This window comes from Arthrobacter luteolus NBRC 107841 (assembly GCF_001552075.1).
Lineage (GTDB): Bacteria > Actinomycetota > Actinomycetes > Actinomycetales > Micrococcaceae > Arthrobacter_B > Arthrobacter_B luteolus.
In genome coordinates this window covers 67,395-90,360 of the sequence record NZ_BCQM01000006.1, presented here as the reverse complement: position 1 = coordinate 90,360, position 22,966 = coordinate 67,395, and the positions used below count along the sequence as shown (strand labels likewise).

14 protein-coding genes and 1 pseudogene are annotated in these 22,966 nt (G+C 65.9%); 9 read left to right on the top strand and 6 right to left on the bottom strand.

The annotated features are described in order from the left end of the window. Window positions 1–31: 31 nt before the first annotated feature. Window positions 32–1,903: a serine/threonine-protein kinase gene (locus tag AL3_RS12235; RefSeq protein WP_161599342.1), complete on the top strand. Its 1,872-nt coding sequence runs from the start codon at window positions 32–34 to the stop codon at window positions 1,901–1,903. Window positions 1,904–1,912: 9 nt separating this feature from the next. Next, window positions 1,913–5,431 carry a S41 family peptidase gene (locus AL3_RS12230; RefSeq protein ID WP_066301215.1) on the top strand — a complete coding sequence of 1,173 codons (3,519 nt, stop codon included), beginning with the start codon at window positions 1,913–1,915 and terminating at the stop codon, window positions 5,429–5,431. Between the two features lie 76 nt (window positions 5,432–5,507). Here the strand turns inward: AL3_RS12230 and AL3_RS12225 are convergent, their stop codons facing one another. The 5 genes from AL3_RS12225 to AL3_RS12205 all read right to left on the bottom strand — a co-directional run bounded on the left by AL3_RS12225 (window position 5,508) and on the right by AL3_RS12205 (window position 11,574). Further along, the gene (locus tag AL3_RS12225; protein ID WP_066301208.1) at window positions 5,508–5,936 is read right to left on the bottom strand and encodes an OsmC family protein; all 429 of its coding nucleotides are present in this window, start codon (window positions 5,934–5,936) and stop codon (window positions 5,508–5,510) included. Window positions 5,937–6,135: 199 nt separating this feature from the next. Continuing rightward, window positions 6,136–6,483: a hypothetical protein gene (locus AL3_RS12220; RefSeq protein ID WP_066301207.1), complete on the bottom strand. Its 348-nt coding sequence runs from the start codon at window positions 6,481–6,483 to the stop codon at window positions 6,136–6,138. A gap of 140 nt (window positions 6,484–6,623) precedes the next feature. After that, entirely contained in the window at window positions 6,624–8,351 is a 1,728-nt protein-coding gene (gene sucB / locus AL3_RS12215; RefSeq protein ID WP_066301206.1) for a 2-oxoglutarate dehydrogenase, E2 component, dihydrolipoamide succinyltransferase, read from the bottom strand. A 120-nt stretch (window positions 8,352–8,471) separates the two neighbouring features. Then, complete coding sequence (gene lpdA, locus AL3_RS12210) at window positions 8,472–9,854, bottom strand: dihydrolipoyl dehydrogenase (RefSeq protein WP_066301204.1); 1,383 nt, start codon at window positions 9,852–9,854, stop codon at window positions 8,472–8,474. 193 nt (window positions 9,855–10,047) lie between these two features. Beyond that, window positions 10,048–11,574 carry a leucyl aminopeptidase gene (locus AL3_RS12205; protein WP_066301202.1) on the bottom strand — a complete coding sequence of 509 codons (1,527 nt, stop codon included), beginning with the start codon at window positions 11,572–11,574 and terminating at the stop codon, window positions 10,048–10,050. A 214-nt stretch (window positions 11,575–11,788) separates the two neighbouring features. On the opposite strand from AL3_RS12205, the pseudogene AL3_RS12200 reads away from it, so the two are divergent. The 6 genes and pseudogenes from AL3_RS12200 to AL3_RS12175 all read left to right on the top strand — a co-directional run. Next, window positions 11,789–12,682: pseudogene (locus tag AL3_RS12200) on the top strand (proteasome assembly chaperone family protein); the annotation flags it as partial. Window positions 12,683–12,952: 270 nt separating this feature from the next. Then, window positions 12,953–14,260, top strand: coding sequence for an MFS transporter (locus AL3_RS12195; protein WP_066301527.1), 1,308 nt, complete (start codon window positions 12,953–12,955; stop codon window positions 14,258–14,260). Window positions 14,261–14,627: 367 nt separating this feature from the next. Then, a complete protein-coding gene (locus tag AL3_RS12190) occupies window positions 14,628–16,106 on the top strand; it encodes a DUF4192 domain-containing protein (protein WP_066301200.1) in 1,479 nt (492 codons plus the stop codon). Between the two features lie 310 nt (window positions 16,107–16,416). After that, entirely contained in the window at window positions 16,417–17,673 is a 1,257-nt protein-coding gene (locus AL3_RS12185) for an RNA polymerase sigma factor (RefSeq protein WP_255220898.1), read from the top strand. A gap of 367 nt (window positions 17,674–18,040) precedes the next feature. Further along, window positions 18,041–19,465, top strand: coding sequence for an MFS transporter (locus tag AL3_RS12180; protein ID WP_066301525.1), 1,425 nt, complete (start codon window positions 18,041–18,043; stop codon window positions 19,463–19,465). Continuing rightward, entirely contained in the window at window positions 19,455–20,183 is a 729-nt protein-coding gene (locus tag AL3_RS12175) for an aspartate/glutamate racemase family protein (protein WP_066301195.1), read from the top strand. The genes AL3_RS12180 and AL3_RS12175 overlap by 11 nt, the downstream gene beginning before the upstream one ends. 141 nt (window positions 20,184–20,324) lie before the next feature. On the opposite strand, the gene AL3_RS12170 is transcribed toward AL3_RS12175, so the two are convergent. Next, window positions 20,325–20,546: a DUF7455 domain-containing protein gene (locus AL3_RS12170; protein ID WP_066301192.1), complete on the bottom strand. Its 222-nt coding sequence runs from the start codon at window positions 20,544–20,546 to the stop codon at window positions 20,325–20,327. Between the two features lie 281 nt (window positions 20,547–20,827). Between AL3_RS12170 and AL3_RS12165 the strand changes: the two genes are divergently transcribed. Further along, window positions 20,828–22,954 carry a DNA gyrase/topoisomerase IV subunit B gene (locus AL3_RS12165; RefSeq protein WP_066301189.1) on the top strand — a complete coding sequence of 709 codons (2,127 nt, stop codon included), beginning with the start codon at window positions 20,828–20,830 and terminating at the stop codon, window positions 22,952–22,954. Window positions 22,955–22,966 lie beyond the last annotated feature (12 nt).

The window sequence follows — 22,966 nt, the reverse complement described above, 5'->3', positions numbered from 1 at the left end:
CACTGGCGATGCCGCAGAAGCCACTGGAGCCATGGAAGCCGCAGAAGCCGCAGGGTCCATGAGCGCGGCGCGCCGTCCTTCGGTGCAGGAACCCGGGTGGCGGATCGGCAGATGCCTGGGCCAGGGCGGCGCGGCGGCGGTCTGGCTGGCGGAACGGCCGGCCGAAGGTACCCGTTTCGCCCTCAAAATCCCGCACAGCCCGGGGGACACCGACGAGTTTGAGCTGCGGCGGGAGCTGGCGATCCGCTCCAGGCTCAGGCATGAGAACCTCCTGGGCGTCCACGGGCTGCTGGCAACTGCGGACGGTCCGGGGCTGCTGCTGGAGTACGCTCCCGGAGACAGTCTCGCCCGTCTGGTGGCCGTCCGGAAAACGCTGAGCGAGGGTGAGACCGTTACTGTGCTGGTGGCCGTCGCACGTGCATTGGCCTGCCTGCATGCCGAGGGAAACGCGCATGGCGACGTGGCACCCGGCAACGTGTTGTTTACCGCGAACGGCAAACCCCTGCTGGCCGACTTCGGCACCAGCCGGATGCTCGGAGAAGGACGCGACGCCGGAGTGGGGACACCGGGGTTCACCGCGCCGCCCCCGCTGCCAGGCACGGAGGGCAAGGTTGCCGGCGCTGCCCTTGACGCAGACGTTTACGCCCTCGGGGCGCTGGGATGGTTCATGCTGACAGGCCGTCCCCTGGTGCCGGGGCTGCGGCCGCCGCTGCGGGTGCTGCTGCCCCGACTGGCAGCAGAGCTGCGGACACTGCTGGATGCTGCCCTCGATGATGACCCGGCGCAGCGTCCGGCAGCGGAGAAATTCGCTGCGGAGGTGTTCCGGGCCAGACCGGCTGAACCGATCGATCTGCTGGCTGCAGTGCACCCAAGTGTCCGCCCCGAACTGCGCACCCGCCGGAGCATCTTGGAGCAGGGGAAGAAACCCCGAAAGCGCCGCCTCGCACGGAAAGGGCGCCGGGCCAGGAAACCGCCGTGGGAGGAAGCTGACCGGTGGCGGGGCGGGCTTCCGCGATCTGCGCCTTCCGGGCCGGCGGAACCTGCGGAGCCGCACCGCCGGCGCCGGGCCGGCGCGCGGCGTGCCAGGAGTCCGGGGTGGCTGGGCGCAGCGGCCGTCCTCGTGGCCATGACAACAGGTCTTGGCGGAGTTGCGGTCCTGGCACCCGAAGTTCTGCGGCCCGCAGGTGAGGTGGAACTGCCGGGCGCCCTCGGGGCTGGCGGCAGCCCGGTTGGTGCCGGTGAACCCAGCCCAGGTGTTGACCCCACTCCCGCCGGAGCTGGTGATGCTGGTGAACCCGCCCCAGCAGGTGAACACAGCCCAGCTGGTGAACCCGCCCCAGCAGGTGAACTCAGCCCAGGTGTACCAGGCAGTGCCGGTGGGACGGGTGCTTCCAAGGCCCCGGCGGGAGCCGCTGCGGCAGCGGGAATCGGGGAGAACGGCTCACCGGCGGAGGCAGAGCTGTCCGTACTGTCGGGGGAGGACCCGGTGGCGGCCGTCCGGATATTGTCGGTCCTCCGGGCCCGGGCCTTTGCGGAGGGTGATCCGGTGATCCTCAGCTGGGTCAACCAGCCCGGTTCCGCGGCGGAAACGGCCGACCTTGCCGGGGTGGAGCTGCTCCACAGCAGAGGCGAGCGGCTCGCTGGCCTCACGGTCGAGGTAGTGCGGGCCGAGCGGCTTGGAACCTCTTCCAGCGGTCCGGATTCCCGGGAGCAGGTAGCGCTCACGACCGAGAGTTCGGCCTACACCCAGGTGGGGGGAGACGGCGTCCCCACGGCGGCACCGGGGACCGCCGGGCGGCAGGAAATTGTCCTCGAAGTCGTGCGGACCGGCCAGGGGTGGAGGATCGCAAGGGTGCTTCCTGCCGCGGCGGGGCTTGAGCCTGACGGGGGTGCACAAAGATAGGATCGGGATATGAGTTCAACTCCTTACCTCCGCTATCCCGACCTCCACGGCGACCGCGTGGCGTTTGTGGCTGAGGACGACGTCTGGGTTGCCCCGCTTTCCGGCGGCCGGGCCTGGCGCGTTTCCTCCCTTCAGCTGCCGGCCCGGAACCCGAAGTTCTCCCCAGACGGGTCACGGATTGCCTGGACGGTCGTGCAGGGCGGTGCCCCGGAAGTGGTCACCGCTGACACCGAGGGAGGGGATTTCCGGCAGCTGACGTTCTGGGGCAACCAGAACACACGCGTGCGCGGATTCAGTCCGGCCGGGAAAGTCATTGCCACGAGCCCGTTCGAATTCGAGGATTTCAGGCTGCGGTGGGCCTATGAGGTGCCGCTGGACGGCTCCGCGCCGGTGCGCCTGCCCTACGGTCCCCTTGACACGCTCGCCGAGGGCCCGGTGCTGGGTGACGAACGCCCCGTGGTCATCGGTTCAGTGCTTAGCCGGGAACCGGCCCGCTGGAAGCGGTACCGCGGCGGAACGGCCGGAAAGCTGTGGATCGACGTCGACGGAAACGGCGAATTCACCCGCCTGGTGCCGGAGCTGGACGGCAACCTGGCCTATCCGATGTGGGTGCAGGGCCGGATCGCGTTCTTCTCCGACCACGAAGGCTACGGCAACATCTATTCGGTGACGCCGCAGGGCACCGGCCTCCGCCGCCACACCGATTTCCAGGACTTCTATGTGCGGCATCCGTCCAGCGACGGGACCCGCATCATCTTCGAATCCGCGGGTGAACTGTGGCTGATGGAAGATCTGGACTCCGAACCGGCAAGACTGAATATCAGTCTTGGCTCCGCAGGCACCGGACGCCGCCCCCGCCCGCTCAACGCCGCCCGCAGCCTCGCCTCAGCCATGCCCGATGCCGCTGGTAAGTCCAGCGTCGTCGAAAGCCACGGAACGCTCCACTGGCTCACGCACAAGGACGGCCCTTCACGCGTCATCGAAGCAACTGCAGGCGTACGTGCGCGGCTGGGCCGTCCGCTGCCGGGTGGGCGCGCTGTTTTCGTCGCCGATCCGGGTAACGAAGAGGCATTGTTCATCAAGGACGTTTTCGCCTCCCTGCCTTCGGGCAGTCACGCCCCGGCACCGGCGGCACCTGATCTGCCTGCTGCTGTTCAGGAGCAGCCGGAGCTGCCCAGGCCCGTATCCGCGGCCGGCCGGTCGCTTGGCGGGCCGGCGGCCGAAATCGCCGGTACCGAAACCAGCCAGGCGGCTGCAGAAGACACCGGCGCCGGTGCAGTCAGCGGCGGCGGAGCCTCGGAAGCCGTCCTGGCATCGCAGGACACGGCTATGGAGACCGGAGTGTCCCGGATCGCCTTCGATGCTCCCACCCGCACGGCCGAACTGCTTCCCAGCCCCGACGGGAAACTGGTGGCCGTAGCCACAGAGAAGGGGCAGGTCTACCTCCTGGATGTCGACGCCCGCGAGCTCTCGCTCATCGCGGACGAGGGACACGGCGCTGTCGACGAGCTGGCATTCAGCCCGGACTCGCGCTGGCTCGCGTGGGCCGAACCCGTGGTCGGCGAGGGCGCCCGTGCCCGGATCCGGCTGCGGGAAACCTCCGGGGCCGAGCCCGCCACCCTGGAAGTGACGGACGGACGGTTCCACGACCACAGTCCTTCCTTCACGCCGGACGGCCGCTTCCTTGCCTTCCTCTCGGAGCGGAGCTTTGACCCGGTCTACGACACCCACGGCTTTGATCTCGGGTTCCCGACATCCACGAAACCCTTTATGGTGGCGCTGGCCGCGGTGACTCCCTCTCCGTTCGGGCCTGCCGCCCACGCCGTGGAGAAGCCGGAACCGGAACATACGGTCGAATCGGATGATCCGGCGGCCCCCGGCAGCGAATCTGCCGTGGAGGTGCGGGTGGACCAGGAACGATTGGCGGAACGCCTGATCGCCGTGCCGGTTCCACAGGGGCGCTACTCCAAGCTGCGGGCGGCAGACGGCGCCCTGCTCTGGCTCGCCGAGGATGTCTACGGCGTGACCGGGGACGGCCGGGCGAACTCCGGGGACCGGGCTCCGGGCAAACGGCTGGAACGTTTCGATCTGGAGAAGAAGGACGTCTCCGTGCTGGTGCCGGCGCTGGGGGACTATGAACTCAGCGGGGATGGCAGCACCGTGCTGCTGCAGCACGAACACCGCCTGCGGGCTGTGCCCGCTGCTGCACGCGCCGACGAAGACTCCGCCGAGAGCACCGACGTGGACCTGGCGCGTATCCGGGTCCTGCTGGAACCGGTCAAGGTCTGGGGACAGGCCTTCGATGAAGCATGGCGGCTGCAGCGGGACTTCTTCTGGACCCCGGACATGGGTGGCCTTGACTGGGAGGGTGTGCATGCACGCTACCGGCCGCTGGTGGAGAATCTGGGGTCCCACGACGACCTGGTTGACCTGCTGTGGGAACTGCACGGCGAGCTGGGGACCTCGCACGCGTACGTCACACCGGCCGGCGTGGCGGAGGCCGGAGCGGGTGCACAGGGATTCCTGGGCGCAGATTTGCGGCCGGGTCCCGGAGGCTGGGAGGTTGTGCGGATCCTGGACCCGGAGTCCTCGGATCCCCAGGCCATCTCGCCGCTCAGCGCGCCGGGGGCCGACGTCCGGCCCGGAGATATTATTGCCGCTGTGGACGGTCTGCCGGTTCCGGCGGACAAGGGCCCTGCTGCGCTCCTGGTGGGCGCGGCCGGGCGGGTCGTCGAACTTACGGTCGTCCGCCCGGAGGAGGGAGCTGCCCCCGGGCAGCGCCGGATTGCCGTGGTGCCGCTGCGCAGCGAGGAGCGGCTGCGCTATCAGAACTGGGTCAACGGGAACCGCAGGGCGGTCCGGAGCGCCTCGGAGGGCAGATTCGGTTACCTCCACATTCCGGACATGGTTGCCAGCGGCTGGGCCCAGCTGCACCGGGATCTGGACAGCGAAGCTGCGAAGGATGCCCTGATCATCGACGTCCGGCATAACCGGGGTGGACACACCTCGCAGCTGGTGGCGGAGCTGATCGGCCGCAAGGTCACCGCCTGGAGCCTTCCGCGCGGGGAGCAGCCGGGCACGTATCCCGCCCAGTCGCCGCGGGGCCCGGTCGTCCTTCTGGCAGATGAGTTCGCGGGGTCAGATGGAGATATCGTCACCCAGGTGGCGAAGCTGCGGGGCATCGGCCCGGTGATCGGCACCCGGACGTGGGGCGGCGTCGTCGGCATCGACGGCAGGTTCGCGCTGGCGGACGGCACCGGAGTGACGCAGCCAAGGTACGCGTACTGGTTCACCGGTGGTATCGGCTTTGGGGTGGAGAACCGCGGCGTAGAGCCGGACATCGAAGTTCCTTACCCGCCGCACGCCTACGCCGCGGGGGAGGACCCGCAGCTCGAACACGGCGTGGGAATTCTCAAGGAGATGCTCTCCGAGCTTCCGACGGACCAGCCACCGGCGCGGGAGGGGTATCCCAGCCTGCGCCCGGCTCCGCTGCCGCCGCGTCCGCAGGACACCGCAGCGGACTCCTAGCCCGCTCCTGCTGCGGCAGAGGACCCCCTCCCGGACCGGGAGGGGGTCCTCTGCCGTTGGGGCAGCTGCCGGGGTGCTAGGACTCCAGCGAAGCTTCCATAGTGATGGTGACGCCGGCAAGTGCCTGTGACACGGGGCAGCCGGTCTTAGCGGACTCTGCGATGTCGGTGAATTCTTCGGCGGTCAGGCCCGGGACTGCCGCGGAGACACGCAGGTGGCTGCCGGTAATGCCGGTGCCGGGCACGAAGGTCACCTCTGCGGAGGTTTCGATGCGTTCGGCAGTCTTGCCGGCCTCCGCCAGGGCATTGCTGAAAGCCATGGAAAAACAGGCCGAATGTGCCGCTGCAATGAGTTCCTCCGGGCTGGTCCTCCCGTCGGCTTCCTCCGCCCGCGCTTTCCAGGTGACGTCGTAGGTGCCGAGGTTGGACGAATCGAGGGTGACTTCACCCCTGCCGTGGAAAAGATCGCCGTGCCAGACGGTGTGGGCTGAACGGACAGTAGCCATGGATGCTCCTCAGAATGGGATGGTCTGGGGCCGGCAACGCCGGCGCTGCCGCCCATCCTTGCAGGTCATCCACGCAGGAGCCAGACCCCGGCCAGCCCGGGTTGCGCATCGGCGGGGCCGCTTAAAAAGAATTCCTCCCCTCCGAAGGCGGAGAGGAGGAACCTTGAGGACTGCTGCTGCGGTCCCGGAGGAACGGCTGTTACCACATGGTGGCTACGGCGATGTTCACAACGGCGAGGATGCCGACGCTGTTCGCCAGGGTGCGTGATACCGGCTCGTCCTTCTTGTACTTGCGCTGGCCGATGAACGCGAGTACTGCGATGGCCAGGGTGATGATGAGCTTGACGCCGATCTTGAGGTGGTTGACGTCGCCGTCGCCCATCTCGTTCAGTCCGACCAGCGCCAGGCCGGTGACCAGCTGGAGCAGAGCGGCGTGGAACTGGCCGGGCATAACGGTCGGGTTCTTGATCCGTGCGATCCAGATGCCTACAACCATGGCAGCGCCAAGAATGTGCAGGAAGACAAGGAAGCTGTGAAGGAAATCCATATTTCGATCTTACCGACACTATGTCAGAGGTTCGTAATTTGCGGGGTAACTATTCTACAACGGGTAGAACAGTTGGGAAGGCGGGTTAACGCCGGCGGCGGACGGCCCCATGAAGGAGCCGCCCGCCGGCGGTGTCAGGCTTAGAGGCCCAGATCAGCCTCGAAGTTGCCTTCTTCCAGCCGTGCCCGCAGGGTCTGCAGGAAGCGGCCGGCGTCGGCACCGTCCACCAGGCGGTGGTCGTAGGTCAGGGAGAGGTACATCATCGAGCGGATGGCAATGGTGTCATTGCCGTCCGCATCGGTGCGGACCACCGGACGCTTGACGATCGCACCGGTGCCCAGGATACCGACCTGGGGCTGGTTGATGATCGGCGTGTCAAAGAGGGCTCCGACGCTGCCGATGTTGGTGATGGTGAACGTTCCCCCGGACAGTTCATCCGGGCCGATCTTGTTGTTGCGGGTGCGTGCCCCGACATCGGCGATGCGCTTGGCAAGGCCGGCGATGTTCAGGTCTCCGGCATCGTTGATGACCGGAACCAGCAGGCCCTTATCGGTATCCACCGCGATCGCCAGGTGCTCGGCGTCGTGATAGGTGATTTCCTGCTTCTCGGCATCGTAGGCGGCGTTGAGGACCGGGTGCTGCTTCAGTGCCTCGACGACAGCCTTGGCGATGAACGGCAGGAAGGTCAGGTTGGCGCCGTTCTGCGCCTTGAATCCGGCCTTGGCCTGCTGGCGCAGGGCAGCGATGCGGGTCATGTCCACTTCGTGGACCTGCGTCAGCTGGGCCGACGTATCCAGGGACTCGACCATCCGGCGGGCAATGGTCTGCCGGATCCGGGGAGCCTTGACCGTGGTGCCGCGCAGCTTGGCGCTTTCCTCGCTGATCTTGGCGGCCGGGGCTGCCTTTGCGGAGGAGGAAGCGGCGGCCGGGGCCTGTGCTTCAGCCTTCTTCGCCTCGGCGGCAGCCAGGACATCCTGCTTGCGGATGCGGCCGGCTACGCCGCTGCCCTTGACGGTGGAGAGGTCGATGCCGTGCTCGTTGGCCAGCTTGCGGACCAGCGGGGTCACGTAGGTACCCTCGGATCCCGCAGCGTCTTCCTTCGCAGCTTCCTGCTTGGGAGCTTCCTTGGGTGCAGCCTTCGGGGTTTCTTCCTTGGGAGCTGCCTGCTTCGGCTCGGCGACCGGCTCTTCGCGTTCGGTCGACGGCGCGGCCGCAACCGGCTCGGCTTCCTTCGGCTCTGCCTTCGACGGTGCGGCCGCGCCGGAGCCGATGACGGCCAGGACGGAGCCAACCTCGGCGGTATCGTCTTCGTTCACCCGGATCTCCAGCAGCTTGCCGGCAACGGGGGACGGGATCTCGGTGTCAACCTTGTCAGTGGAGACCTCAAGCAGCGGTTCGTCCACGGCAACGTCGTCGCCGACGGCCTTCAGCCAGCGGGTGACGGTGCCTTCGGTGACGCTCTCTCCGAGTGCCGGCAGCGTGACGTCAGTGCTGTCGCCGGAATCAGAGGAACCTGACTCCTGTGCCGGAGCTTCCTCTTCCGCCGGTGCTTCCGGAGCCTTCTCTTCAGCCGGTGCTTCCTCAGCCGGAGCTTCCGCCGCCGGGGCGTCGGAGGAATCGGAGGAGCCGGACCCGTCGCCGATGCGCACGAGTGCCTCGCCGACCTCTGCGGTCTCGTCTTCAGCGACGAGGATTTCCTCAATAACGCCGGCGACGGGGGAGGGGATCTCGGTATCGACCTTGTCGGTGGAAACTTCGAGCAGGGGCTCGTCTACGGCGACGGTATCGCCTACCTGCTTCAGCCAGCGGGTGACGGTGCCTTCGGTGACGCTCTCACCGAGCGCGGGTAAGTTCACGGTTTCAGACATAGTGTCCCCGTTTCTCCTTGTTAGTTCTTTGACCAGCCGTGCCGCTGGTGCTGGTTGGTTTGAAGCCTAGTGCACCCGGCATCAATGCTGCCGGGTGCACCAGGGAATACTTGCTGTGTGTCAGCCGTGCAGCGGCTTGCCGGCAAGGGCCATGGCAGCCTCGCCGAGGGCTTCGTTCTGGGTGGGGTGGGCGTGGAGCAGGCCGGCCAGGTCCTCCGGGTAGGCTTCCCAGTTCACGATCAGCTGTGCTTCACCGATCTGCTCGCCGATGCGGCCGCCGATCATGTGGACACCAATGATGGGGCCATCCTTCTCCCGCACCATCTTGATCAGGCCGGAGCTGCCGAGAATCGAGGTCTTGCCGTTGCCGGCCAGGTTGTATTCCTGCACCTGGACGTTCTCGGCACCGAGCTTTTCCTTGGCCTTGGCCTCGGTCAGGCCAACCGAGGCGATTTCCGGCTCGCAGTACGTGACCTTCGGGATGTTGACGTCTTCGACCACAACGGGCTTCAGGCCGGCAATTTCCTCGGCCACAAAGATGCCCTGCTGGAAACCGCGGTGCGCCAGCTGCAGGCCGGGAACAATGTCGCCGACGGCGTAGACGTTGCCGACGCCGGTGTGCAGGCGGTCGTTGGTGATAACGAAGCCGCGGTCCATGGTGAGGCCGGCCTCTTCATAGCCCAGGTTGGCGGTGACGGGACCGCGGCCGACGGCGACCAGAAGCAGATCCGCTTCGAAGGTCTTGCCGTCCACCAGGGTGACCTTGACGCCGTCGTCGTTCTGCTCGACCTTGTCGAAGAAGGTGCCGGTGTTGAACTTGATGCCGCGCTTCTTGTAGGCGCGCTCCAGGTTCTTGATGATGGCCGCGTCTTCGTTGGGGACCAGGGAGGGGAGGCCCTCGATGATGGTGACGTCCACGCCGAAGGAGTTCCAGACGGAGGCAAATTCGACGCCGATGACGCCGCCGCCGAGGATGATGGCGCTCTTGGGGACGTAGTCCAGGTTCAGCGCCTGGTCCGACGTCAGCACACGGCCGCCGATTTCCAGGCCCGGCAGTGAGCGGGAGTAGGAACCGGTGGCGAGGATGATGTTGGAACCCGTGTAGGTTTCGCCGTTCACCTCAATGGTCTTTTCACTCGTGAGACGGCCTTCGCCCTCGATCACGGTGACGCCCTTGGACTTGATCAGGCCCTGCAGGCCGCGGAACTTGCCGGCAATGATGTTGTCCTTGTAGGAGTTCACTGCGTTCATGTCCACGGAGTCGAACGTGGCCTTGATCCCGTATTTCTCCGCCGTCTTTGCATTCTCGGCGATTTCAGCCGAGTGCAGCAGGGCCTTGGTCGGGATACAGCCGTTATGCAGGCAGGTGCCGCCGAGCTTCCCCTTCTCGATGAGGCCAACGGAAAAACCCAGTTCCACGGATCGCAGGGCTGCGGCGTATCCGCCGCTGCCCCCTCCGAGGATCAGGATGTCGAATTCTTGCGCAGTTGCCTTATCGGCCACGTGGACGCTCCCTCGCGTAATCGGTTGACGCACTTAGGGCGCGTCGGTTAGTGATTTGGGCGGTTGTGATCAGGTCTCACACTATCTCCCCCTTTGTGCCTCAGCCACTCGGCAATGGCAGCGGAATAGGGATTGTTAGGAGAAACACGCGCAACAATTGCCTAATACGTTGCGCAGGTAACACTAATGGGTGTTATACCGAGCGCGAGATCACGTCTTCGGCGTAAGCAACCAGGGTGCGGACGGCGACGCCGGTCCCTTCCTTCGGGGTGTAGCCGTAGGGGGCGCTTTCGTTGAATGCGGGCCCGGCGATATCCAGGTGCGCCCAGGGGATCTTCACGCCGTCGACTTCGCCGACAAACTCGCGCAGGAAGACCGCTGCCGTCATCATGCCGCCGAAGCGTTCACCGATGTTCGCAAGGTCCGCTGTCTGTGAATCCAGGCTGGCCCGCAGCTCCTCCGGAAGGGGCATCGGCCAGAACAGTTCACCGGCGCGGTCCGCTGCGGCTTTCACCGCATCCCGGACGCCGTCTTCGCCCATCACGGCGGAGACGCGGTTGCCCAGGGCGACCATCTGGGCGCCGGTCAGGGTGGCGACGTCGATCAGGACATCCGGCGCCTCCTCGCTGGCGGCAGCCAGGCCGTCGGCCATCACCAGACGGCCTTCGGCGTCGGTATTGAGGACCTCCACGGTGCGCCCGCCGTAGGTGGTCAGCACATCGGAGGGCCGCTGCGCCGTTCCGGAAGGCATGTTTTCGGCCAGGCACAGCCAGGCTGTCACCTTTACGGGCAGCCCCAGTTCGGCAACCGCCAGCAGGGCGTTAAGGACGACGGCGGCGCCGCCCATGTCCGATTTCATGGCCTGCATGCCGGCGGCCGGTTTCAGCGAGATGCCGCCGGTATCGAAGGTGATGCCCTTGCCGACCAGGGCCAGCTTTGCTTTGGCCCGGGCAGGGGCATATTCGACTTTGACCAGGCGGGGCGGGCGGGCTGAGCCCTTGCCGACGCCAAGGATGCCGCCGAAGCCCTCGCGTTCCAGCTTCTTCTCGTCCCACACCGTCACTTTGACCGGCAGGGATTTGGCCGCGTCGCGGGCTGCCGCGGCGAAGCTCTCCGGGTAGAGGTGGCTGGGGGGCTGGTTAACCAGGGAACGGGTGGCGTTGACGGCCCGGCCCAGGATCCGCGCCCGTTCAACTGCCGGTTTCAGGGCTGCGTCATTTGCCGCTGAGGTGACAACGGTAATCAGGGACACCGGGGCGGGAGCCTTCGAGGCATGCGCGCTGCGGTACTCAGTGAAGCTGTAGGCGCCGAGCAGGGCGCCTTCCGCGACGGCGGCTGCGTCCTCGATGGTGGCCGCCGGGAGTGCCAGGACCACGCTCTTTGTCCCGGCCAGCTGACGCACCGCGGAACCGGCGGAGCGGCGGAGGGTTTCCGGGCTCAGGGATTCGCCGGCCGAAACCGGTCCGAGCCCGGCGAGAACCAGCATCTGGGCATCGTGCTCCGGCAGGCCCGGGATCCGGACAACCTGGTCCGGGGCGCCGGTGACCCCGAGCAGGGCAAAGGAGCCGGCGAGGGCGGAAGACGCCTTCTGCGAAAGCGGACTGTCAACCAGCACGGGGCCATCCGGGCTTTGCCCAACCCCCACTACCAGGGCCTGCGCTGCGACCTTGCGCGCATCCCGGGAAACCACCTGCAGGTCGGGCTCACTGGCTTTGCTCACGAAGCTTCATCCTCACGTTTTTGTCTGTTTGGTAACGCTCTGCTTTACCGATCGTAGTCTCTCCGAAGCCCGGCAGGCCGATGCCGCACGGCGGTCCGGAATGAATCGGGTCCCCGATGACGTTTACCCTGTAGTAAGGGATAGACAACACCGCGCTTGTTTTGTAGAGCGCCGCCCGCCGACCAAACGGGACGAGTTGCAGGAAGGTAAGACCATGCTTGATCCGCTGACCCTGTTTAACCTGAACCCGGAACTGGCCGCATCCGCTGACCTGCGCGGCCTTCGGCTGATCGCCGGTTTCACCGGTTTCGGCGAGGCAGGCCACGTAGTAAGCCAGGTGCGGGACGAACTGTTCGAGAACCTGGAGCACGAGCTGGTGGCGACGTTCGATGCGGACCAGCTCATTGACTACCGGGCGCGCCGCCCCCAGCTGACTTTCGTGGAAGACCACTTCACCGGCTATGAGCCGCCCCGAATCGAGCTTCACCGCTTTTATGACGGGCTCGGGGAACCATTTCTTTTCCTCACCGGATTTGAACCGGACTTCCAGTGGGAGCGGTTCACGGCCGCTGTTTTGCGGATTGTTGAAACCCTGGAGGTTTCGCTGGTGGCCTGGGTGCATTCCGTGCCCATGCCGGTGCCGCACACCCGGCCGATCGGCGTGACAGCCCACGGCAACCGTCCGGACCTGATCGAGGGAATCAGCTCCTGGAAGCCGACCGCCCAGATTCAGGCCGCCGTCGGGCATCTGCTCGAACTGAGGCTCACCGAAGCCGGCGTTGACGTCATCGGGCACGTGGTGCACGTACCGCACTATCTTTCAGACGCCGAGTTTCCTCCAGCCGCCGTGGCGGCGCTCGAATACCTTGGTGCCGCCGCCAACCTGATGCTGCCCACCGACCGGCTCCGTGAGGCCGGCCGCGAGGTTGGCAAGCAGATTGCAGAACAGGTTGAAGCGTCGGCGGAGGTGCGGGGTGTCGTCGCAACCCTCGAAAGCCGCTACGACGAGTTCACCGGCAGCACCGCCCGCCGCTCGCTCCTGGTCAAGGACAACGACGAGCTGCCCGACGCCGAAGAACTGGGCGCCGCCGTCGAGGCCTACCTTGCGAGCCCACAGGCCGAGGAAGAAACAGAGGCGCTGCTTGATGCGCTGGGCCAGGAATCCGCGGAAGAGCCCGATCCGCAGCAGGTAACGAAGGACGAGGACACTGTTGAACCGAATGGCCCCACCGCGCTTCCCGGCAGGGACGAAGATCCCGGACGTTCCGGTGGAGCGGGGACGCCCCCGGCCGGGTAGCAGCCCCAGCGCTGCCGCGGGGAGGGCAGCGTGAAGCATAAGGGAGCCTGGCTCGTCTGGGGAGCCGGTGTTTTTGCGTACATGGTGGCCGTTACCCAGCGCACGGCCTTCGGCGTCGCCGGAGTTGAAGCAACCGAACGTTTCTCGGCGACTGCTTCGGTGCTGTCCGTCTTCACGGTTGTGCAGCTGCTGGTTTATGCGGGCCTGCAGATCCCGGTGGGCATGCTGGTGGACCGGTTTGGTCCAAGGCTGCTGATTGCGGCCGGTGCGGCGCTAATGTGTGCCGGCCAGTTTCAGCTCGCCGTTGCGGACTCCGTTACCGCCGGCATCGCGGGCCGTTCCCTGGTGGGCGCGGGTGACGCCCTGACCTTCATCTCGGTGCTCCGGCTGCTGCCGGCCTGGTTCCCGGCGGCAAGAGTGCCCATCCTGACGCAGTGGACCGGCATCGTCGGGCAGCTCGGGCAGATCGCCAGTGCCATTCCCTTCGCCTTCGTGCTGCGCAGTTTTGGCTGGAACACCGCGTTTATCAGCGCCGCAGCACTGTCTGTGCTGGCCCTGGTCCTTGCGGCCGCGCTGATCCGCAACCGCCCCGCGGGCAGCAGCGCGGCGCCTGCTGCCGGGCAGGCCGGCGGTTCCTCCCTCGCAGCGGCCTGGCGGCATCCCGGCACCCGGCTGGGTCTCTGGACGCACTTCACCATCCAGTTTCCCGGCACGGTCTTCGTGATGATGTGGGGCTACCCGTACCTGGTCAGCGCTGAGAAGGTCACCCCGGCCACCGCCTCGTTCCTGATGACGTTCTTCGTCACCGTGGCAATCCTCTGCGGACCCTGGCTGGGAACCTGGGTGGGCCGGCATCCGCTGCGCCGTTCCCTGATGGTGCTGCTGATCGCCGGAGCCATGGCCGCAGCTTGGCTTGCGGTGATGGTCTGGCCCGGCCCGGCGCCGGTCTGGCTGCTCCTGATTCTCGTGGCCGTGCTCGCAGTTGGGGGGCCGGGGTCCATGATCGGCTTTGACTTCGCCCGGACCTTCAACCCGAGCAGCCGCCTGGGAACGGCAACCGGAATCGTGAACATTGGCGGGTTCCTGGCGTCCCTGATCTCGATGTACCTGATCGGGCTGGTCCTGGACCTGCTGTATTCCAGCGGTTTTTCGAACGGTGACCTGTACAACCTCTCCTCCTTCCGCATAGCCCTCGCCGTCCAGTTTGGTGTGATGGGCCTTGGTGTTGCCGGAATCCTGCGGAGCCGCAGCATGGTCCGTACGCGCATGGCAGGGGAGGGTCTGCATCTTCCCCCGCTGCGGGAAGCCCTGGCCCGGGAACGCCAGCGCCGGCGGGACGAGCGCCAAAGCCGGGGGAGCGCCGGGCAGGACACTCCGGCCGGGGACTAGCCCGCCCGCCGCGTCGTCACATCCCGCCCGCCGGCGGGCCGCATGTGACGACGGCGTCTGCCCCGGCCCCGGTCCGCCAGCGGCACTGCTCTTCCACTACAGGGCTCCTCCACTACAGGGCTCCTCCAAAGCCCCGGGCGTCCAAAACACCGCTGCTTCAAAGACGGCTTCTTCAAACACTGCTCCTCCACATTCACTGCTCCTCCACATTCACTGCACCTCCACATCCACTGCTCCTCCACATCCACTGCTCCTCCACATCCACTGCTCCTCCACATCGCAGGTCGGCGGAGGCAGGGACCGGACCCCGTCCACAACGGCGTCCAGGCGCCGTCCGGCGCGCTCCTGCGCAGCGCAGGCTTGCCGGATGAACGAACCACACAGCTCCGGAAAGCCCCTGGCGGACAGCTCGGCACCAGGTTATTCCGCCGCCGATCACGGCGCCTCAGACCACGTCTCCTCCGATCACGCCGGCCGGCGGGTACCTCCTGGAGCGGGCAGCGCGCCGCTCCGTGCGGGCACCGGTTCTCCCGGTGGTTCTGCTGCCGGCAGCGTCCCGGAGAAGCCGCCGGGCGCAGCCGCAGGGCCGGAGGCCTTCGGACCGGACCCGTTCGGGAGTACCGGCAACACCGGGCTGTCGGCGGGATCGCCGGAGGACATCCTGGCGTTCGTGCCGCACTGCCTGGGCTTCGCGCCGGAGGAATCGCTGGTCCTTTTGGCCCTCCGCGGACGCAGACTCGGGGCCACGCTGCGGCTCGATCTTCCAAGCCGTAACACCGGCCCCCGCAGGGGAAAAACCGGGCGGCGGACCGCAGACACCGGCTTCGAAGCCGCCTACTGTGCCCGGATCTGCAGCCTCCTAAGCGGCGACGAAGAGGCTGATGGTGCCCTCGTGATCGTGTACACGGAGCAGCCCTGGGCTGCCGGAGAGCCCCCGCCCTACAACGGACTGGTGGGCCGCCTTCGTGAAGGCCTCGCGTCGCGGGGGCTGGAGCTGCGGAACGGCTGGCTGTCCGGAAACGGTCACTGGCGGGATTACTTCTGCACGTCGCAGGAATGCTGTCCCTGGCCGGGCTTTCCGCTTGACCAGATCGCGGGAAGCCGGCTCAACGCTGAACTTGTTTTCCGGGGCAGCGCCTACGCCTCATCGCTGCAGGCTGATGCCGGGCTGCGGGGCATTAATTCCCCCGGCAGCGGCCCGTCCGATCCTGTGACTGCCAGGAGCCAGGCAGCCAGCCGGAGGCGCCTGGCAGGCAGATGGACACAGCCGGAACATTTCATCCGGACGCTCGAGGCCTGGCATGAGTGTTTCAGGGGGCACCGCACCCCGGAGCGTGACGGCTTGCTCCTGGCGAGCCTGGAATCCAAGCCGGTCAGGGATGCGGTGCTGGTGCTGGCGGCCATGGGTCTGCCGGCCGCGGCAGCCGGCGCACGGTACTGGCTCGGCCTCGAAGGGTGGGGTGCAGGCGGGGAGGCCGGAGGTGGGAAGGGTTCCGGCCTGCCGCAGGCCGGAACCCTGGAAGCCCGCAGCGTCTTCCGCAATGTCCTAATTGGCCGGGGGAGCCTGGTCCCCGATTGGGACAGCCTGGACCGCGCACATGGGGCGCTCACATCCCTGCTGGGGCCCGCGTCCGGCGAATCGGCGGCAGCGGTGCTGACGCTGCTTGGTTGGCTGGAGTGGGCCCGTGGACGCAGTTCCCGGGCAGATCTCTGTCTGTCGGGGGCCCTGCGCGTCCAGCCGGGCTACCGGCTGGCACAGCTGCTGCAGGCCCTTGTGATGCAGGGTGAGCTTCCGGAATGGTCGCAGTCTCCGCAGACCGCCTGGCGGGGCGGCGGCACAGGCTAGGCCCCGGGCTGATCCGCGCCTTTCAGCCCCCGTTCTCTGCCGGCAGACACGGTGTCCTCAGGGCCGGCCGGTGTGCTGGTGGTTGACCGAAAACATGCGACAATGGGAACCGAGACCCGGTTGGGTTCGTGTATCAAGTGTCGTTCCACACCTTCCGTTGACAAACGGAGGGAATAAGGAACCGGGCGCGGTGCGTTTTCATAGAAAGCATCCCGCGCACCGACCATTTGGTTTTAGCACGGACTTGACAGGGTCATAGTGGTGTTGCCCCCATGGTGGCGCCGCAGCCCGCCGTATTGAAAGGTTTTCTGTGTCCGCGAGAAAGACAACTGCTGTCAAAGAGACTGACACTGTGACTGCCGCACCCGAGGTTGCCGAGGCAGCCGCAGCCGCAGCCACCAAGACGGCCGCCAAACCAGCCCGCAAGCCGGCAGCCCGCAAGGCCCCGGCCAAGACCGCCGCCGCCAAGACCGCGGCAGCGAAGAAGGCAGCCGAGGACGCCGACGCCCAGTCCGAAGAGACTGAGGTCGATCCCGCCGACGTGGACACCGATGCTGCCGAGGGTGACGCGCCTGAAGCTGCGCCCACCGGATCCGGATTCGTTTACTCCGACGCTGACGACGACGACGCCCCCGCCCAGCAGGTGGTGTCCGCGGGCGCTACGGCAGACCCCGTCAAGGATTACCTGAAGCAGATCGGCAAGGTGGCACTGCTTAACGCAGAGCAGGAAGTTGATCTGGCACTGCGTATCGAGGCCGGCCTGTACGCCGAAGAGAAGATCGCGGCGGATCCGGACATGGATCCCAAGCTGAAGCGGGATCTGCAGCAGATCATCCACGACGGCAAGCGCGCCAAGAACCACCTGCTTGAAGCGAACCTGCGCCTCGTCGTGTCCCTGGCCAAGCGCTACACCGGCCGCGGCATGCTCTTCCTGGACCTGATCCAGGAAGGCAACCTGGGCCTGATCCGTGCGGTGGAGAAGTTCGACTACACCAAGGGCTTCAAGTTCTCGACGTACGCCACCTGGTGGATCCGTCAGGCGATCACCCGCGCCATGGCCGACCAGGCACGCACCATCCGTATCCCGGTGCACATGGTTGAAGTCATCAACAAACTTGCCCGTGTCCAGCGGCAGATGCTTCAGGACCTCGGCCGCGAACCGGCTCCCGAGGAACTGGCACTGGAACTGGACATGACGCCGGAAAAGGTTGTTGAGGTCCAGAAGTACGGCCGCGAGCCGATTTCGCTGCACACCCCGCTTGGTGAGGACGGCGACTCGGAGTTCGGCGACCTGATCGAGGACTCCGAAGCTGTGGTGCCGGCTGACGCAGTAAGCTTCACGCTGCTGCAGGAACAGCTGCATTCCGTCCTGGACACCCTGTCCGAGCGGGAAGCCGGCGTTGTGGCCATGCGTTTCGGCCTCACCGACGGTCAGCCCAAGACCCTGGACGAGATCGGCAAGGTTTACGGCGTGACCCGCGAGCGGATCCGCCAGATCGAGTCCAAGACCATGTCCAAGCTGCGCCACCCGTCACGGTCACAGGTCCTGCGCGACTACCTGGACTAAGCCAGGCCGTTGCTGCCGCCAGCCGCGGCAGCAACAGTCAAAAAGACACAGCTAAATAGGTACAGTCAAAAAGACACAGCTAAACAGGCATAGCCCACAAGGGCCTGAATCCGGTAACACACCGGGCTCAGGCCCTTTTGTGTGCCGTGAGGCGGTTCATTGCCCAGGTGTTTGTGTCTTCGCGCCCCAACATGACGCCGAAAAGGCCTTACTGGAGAGCGATTCCCCGGAACCGTTGAACACCCCTCCGCTCTAATGTAACTTAGCTCACATATTCCTCTCAGTGATAAGGAATATCCACGATGTGGAAGTCGACTTTGCGTACTCAAAGGTGAGTGCCCGGCTGCTGAGCTCAAAGGAGCGGACATTGGAAGAGAAAGTTGCGGAAGCTGGGAGTTCGAAAACCAGCCTCGGCCATCAGATAGAAGGCGCCTACCAGCGTATCGGCGTCACTGGGGCCCACCGCCAGATCGTGGTGATGATTCTGCTGGGCGTGTTCTTTGATGCGCTGGAACAGAACGCTGTGGGTATCACGGGCCCTGTCCTGCGCGAGTCCTGGGGTCTGGGAGCAGGTGAGATCGGATTCCTGAACACCATGACCTTCACAGCCACGGCCTTGGGGCGGCTGGCTACCGGCCTCATTATGGACAAATACGGCCGCCGGAACATGCTGATGATCAACCTGATCATTTTCGCCGGGGGATCACTGCTGTGTGCGCTGGCCCCGAACTACCCCGTCCTTGCCGCCGGCCGCTTCATTGTGGGATTCGGCCTGGGTGGTGAAATCGCAGTCGCGGTGATCATGATGGCCGAGTTCTTCGCGGCAAAGCACCGTGGAACGGCCGTTGGCCTGATCAACGTGACCGCCGCGGGCCTTGGCAACATGCTGGCGCCGGCCTTCGGCATCCTCGTCTTCACGCTTTTCGACGGCCCGGACAAGTGGCGGTGGGTCTTCGGCCTGCTCTTCATCCCGGCCCTCCTGGTGATGTTCTTCCGCCGCTATGTTCCGGAAACACCCCGGTTCCTGGCTTCCCAGGGGCGGCTCGACGAAGCGAACCTCGTGATCACCCGGCTGGCCCGGAACAAACTGGCCGGACGGATCGATGATCCGGACACCTACATCACGGCTCTTCCGGACCCTGTTGTCACCGAGTCCAAGGGCCATTGGAAGGACGCGCTGCGGGGCCGCCTCCTGCGGCGGACCGTGCTGATGTGCATCGCGGTGTGCATGTCCTACGCAGCCCAGATCTCCATGCTTACCCTGATGCCCACCATTTTGGTGTCCCGCGGCTATGAGGTGAACACCAGTCTCTGGTTCACCCTCATCATGCAGTCCGGGTCGCTCGTGGGCGCCTGCGCCGCTGCCTACATGGCCAGCCGTCTCCCGCGCAAAAAAGTGCTCACCGGTGCGGCGGTCCTGGGGTGTGCGGCGGGGCTGTCGATGGCCTTCCTGGCAACAGACATTTCCCTCGTCGTCCTCTTCGGCGCCGTCTTCAACTTTGCGGTCATTATCCTCAATACGACCATCTGGCTGTTTGCCCCGGAACTGTACCCGACCCGCACCCGTGGCTTCGGCACCTCCATTATCCTGGCGGCGGGTTCGCTGTCGGGCGGGCTTTTCCCCCTGATCTCCGGCGTCATTTTTGACACTGCCGGACTCATGGGCATGTTTACGGCTCTGGCCTGCCTGTTCGTTATTCTGGCGATCGCTGTCCAGTTCCCGCCGGAGACGTTCGGCCAGCCGCTGGAAGAGGACGCTGATGAAGAGGGAGGAGCCATCTATGGGCACTAGGCCTGCCACAGGGGGCAAAGTGCTCCTGGTTAATCCCAACACCAACCAGGCGACGACCAGCCTGATGGCTGGAATCGCCGCAGACATCCTCGGGCCCCGGGGAATTGAAGTGGTTGCCCTGACCGCCGCTGCCGGCCCGCGGATGATCCTTGATCCGGATGCGCTGGCAGAATCGGCACAGCATGTGCGGGACGCTGTCTTCCGTTATCTGGAGGGGCCGGGCGCACCGAACGTGAAGGCCGTGGTTGTCGCTGCCATCGGCGACCCGGGCAGGCGGGCGCTCGACGAAGCGCTGGACATCCCGGTGATCGGTATCGGCCAGGCCTCCATCCGGTCAGCCTGCGGAGCAGGGCGCCCATTTGGCATGGCAACCAGCACCCCGCTGCTGGCCGGTTCCCTGACGGCCCTGGTGGAGGAGCACGGCTGCGGCCAGTGGTTTACCGGTGTTCGGCTCACCGGGTCCGCGCCACTGGTTCTCGCTGCCGACCCCGAGCAGCAGTTCCTCGAACTCGCAGCAGCAGTCCGGGAGTCCAGCCGGAACGACGGCGCCGAGTCGGTCATCATTGCCGGCGGCCCGCTCAGTGAAACGGCGCGCAGGCTCAGCCGGACCGGCGTGGCACGGATCGTCGAGCCGGTTCCCAGCGCCTGCAGCGCGGTCCTGCAGGAACTGGCTCCGGAACCGGACCTGGTCCACGGGCACCTGTCCGCGGAGGGTTAACAAAGAGTGTCCCGCAGCAGCTGCTGCGGGACACCCCTGAGCCGGGGCACTGAAGTATCCGCGCAAAGAAAGATCCGGGCAAAACGAAGGCCCCTCCCGCCGGGAGGGGCCTTCGTTAAGTCTGGAAATGCCGGTGCGGAATTACTCTTCCGAAACGCCGGCCTTCTGGTGCAGCCGTGCGCTTTCATCCTGCCACTCGGACGTCAGGGGCCGAAGATTGGCCTCCACCGCACGGGCATGATGAGCGCAGAAGAGCAGTTCCCCACCGGAGGATTCGAGTACCGCACGAACATACGCCTGTGCACCGCAGCGGTCACAGCGGTCCAGCGTGTTGAGATGACGGGTAGCAACTGCTGCTGTCATGAGTGCCTCCTTAAGGGTGTTGATACTTCATATAACCACCTTTGCGCGGCAAGCCTTTCCATCAGGGCGTGTCTTTCGCTCTGCGCGTAGGAAACCTGCCCTGCGGGCCCGGCCGTAGTGACGCGGACATCACCGGGAAAAACCCCGGCGGCTGAGTCGCTGGCGGGCGGAGTCACCGCCGGGCATTAACCTAGAGAGAGGCCGGTTTCCGCCGGTTCCCAAGCCGTCAAGGCTATCCGCCGTACAACAGGCCGCGCCCCGGCCCGAGGAGTTCAGCACACGTGGTTCCCCTGGATACTGAGTACAACGCCCGACACCTTTCCGTGCTCGAGGGCCTGGAAGCCGTGCGCAAACGGCCCGGCATGTACATCGGCTCCACCGACTCCCGCGGTCTGATGCACTGCCTTTGGGAGATCATCGACAACTCGGTGGATGAGGCCCTCGCCGGCCACGGCCAGAGCATCCGGATCATCCTGCACGCGGATAACTCCGTGGAAATCCACGACGACGGCCGCGGCATCCCGGTGGACATCGAGCCAAAGACCGGCCTCTCCGGCGTCGAGGTTGTGTTCACCAAGCTCCACGCGGGCGGCAAATTCGGCGGCGGATCCTACGCAGCCTCCGGCGGCCTGCACGGCGTCGGCGCATCAGTTGTTAATGCGCTCTCCTCCCGGCTCGATGTCCAGGTGGACCGGGCAGGCAAGACCTACCAGATGACCTTCCGCCGCGGGGAGCCGGGCGTTTTCGCCGACACCGGGTCCAAGCCGTCCCCGGACGCAAAATTCACGCCCTTCCTTGAGAGCTCCAAACTGGAAGTGGTCGGGAAGGCCAAGCGCGGGGTAACCGGCACCCGCATCCGGTACTGGGCCGACCGGCAGATCTTCACCCCCGACGCAAAATTCTCCTACCCGGAGCTCGAAGCGCGCGCCCGCCAGACATCCTTCCTGGTGCCCGGCCTGCGCATCACGCTGCGCGACGAACGCCGGCTGCCCGGCACTCCGGGGGAGGACGGCCCCGTCGAAGAGGTTTTCCACCACGACGGCGGCATCTCCGAGTTTGTTGACTTCCTCGCTGCGGATGCACCGGTCACGGACATCTGGCGGCTGCACGGCACCGGCAAGTTCAAGGAATCCGTTCCGGTCCTCGACGAGCGGGGGCACAGTCAGATTACCGAACTGGAACGCGACTGCGAGGTGGACATTGCCCTGCGCTGGGGGATTGGCTACGAAACCAACGTGCGCAGCTTCGTTAACATCATTGCCACGCCCAAGGGCGGCACGCACCAGGCCGGCTTCGAGCAGGCGCTCCTCAAGACCTTCCGCAAGGTGATCGAAGCCAACGCACGCAAGCTCAAGGCCGGCAGCGACAAGATCGAGAAAGACGACGTTTTCGCGGGCCTTACCGCAGTTCTCACCGTCCGGCTGGCCGAACCCCAGTTTGAAGGCCAGACCAAGGAGATCCTCGGGACCTCCGCCGTCCGGGCCATCGTGGCCAAAGTCGTCGAGAAGGAAATCACTGCCCGGCTGAATTCCACGGCCCGCGGAGACAAGGCCCAGGCAGCCCAGCTGCTGGAAAAAGTCGTCTCGGAAATGAAGTCCCGCATCTCCGCCCGCGTGCACAAGGAGACCCAGCGCCGCAAGAACGCGCTGGAGACGTCCTCCATGCCGGTCAAGCTGGCCGACTGCCGCATCGATGACCCGGAGCGTTCGGAACTGTTCATCGTGGAAGGTGACTCGGCGCTGGGTACGGCCAAGATGGCACGCTCCTCGGATTACCAGGCGCTGCTGCCGATCCGCGGCAAGATCCTCAACGTGCAGAAGGCCTCCGTGGCGGACATGCTCTCCAACGCCGAATGCGCTGCCTTGATCCAGGTCGTCGGCGCGGGCTCGGGACGCAGTTTCCAGCTTGATGCGCGCCGCTACGGCAAGGTGATTTTCATGACCGACGCAGACGTCGACGGCGCGCACATCCGCACCCTGCTCCTTACCCTGTTCTTCCGCTACATGCGGCCCCTGGTAGAGGATGGCCGGGTGTATGCCGCCGTCCCGCCGCTGCACCGGGTGGAGGTAATCAACTCCGGTTCAAAGGCCAATGAGATGGTCTACACCTACAGCGAAAAAGAGCTGCACCAGCTGCTGTCCCGGCTGGAGAAGGAAGGCAAGCGCTACAAGGAACCCATCCAGCGCTACAAGGGCCTGGGTGAAATGGACGCCGACCAGCTGGCTGAAACCACCATGGACCCGCGGCACCGCACGCTGCGCCGGATCCGCCTCAGCGAGGCAGCCGAAGCTAATCAGCACGTGGACGAAGCCACGTTTGAACTGCTGATGGGCAGCGACGTAGCCCCCCGCAAGGACTTCATCATCGCAGGTGCCGCCCTGCTGGACCGGGACCGGATCGACGCCTAGGGTTTCCTAGGG

What these genes read in the sequence shown, in the direction of transcription:
- AL3_RS12235 (WP_161599342.1), top strand. Translation starts at nt 32, where the DNA reads ATGGAAGCCGCAGAAGCCGCAGGGTCCATGAGCGCGGCGCGCCGTCCT.
- AL3_RS12230 (WP_066301215.1), top strand. Translation starts at nt 1,913, where the DNA reads ATGAGTTCAACTCCTTACCTCCGCTATCCCGACCTCCACGGCGACCGC.
- AL3_RS12225 (WP_066301208.1), bottom strand. Translation starts at nt 5,936, where the DNA reads ATGGCTACTGTCCGTTCAGCCCACACCGTCTGGCACGGCGATCTTTTC.
- AL3_RS12220 (WP_066301207.1), bottom strand. Translation starts at nt 6,483, where the DNA reads ATGGATTTCCTTCACAGCTTCCTTGTCTTCCTGCACATTCTTGGCGCT.
- sucB (WP_066301206.1), bottom strand. Translation starts at nt 8,351, where the DNA reads ATGTCTGAAACCGTGAACTTACCCGCGCTCGGTGAGAGCGTCACCGAA.
- AL3_RS12195 (WP_066301527.1), top strand. Translation starts at nt 12,953, where the DNA reads ATGGTGGCCGTTACCCAGCGCACGGCCTTCGGCGTCGCCGGAGTTGAA.
- AL3_RS12190 (WP_066301200.1), top strand. Translation starts at nt 14,628, where the DNA reads ATGAACGAACCACACAGCTCCGGAAAGCCCCTGGCGGACAGCTCGGCA.
- AL3_RS12175 (WP_066301195.1), top strand. Translation starts at nt 19,455, where the DNA reads ATGGGCACTAGGCCTGCCACAGGGGGCAAAGTGCTCCTGGTTAATCCC.
- AL3_RS12170 (WP_066301192.1), bottom strand. Translation starts at nt 20,546, where the DNA reads ATGACAGCAGCAGTTGCTACCCGTCATCTCAACACGCTGGACCGCTGT.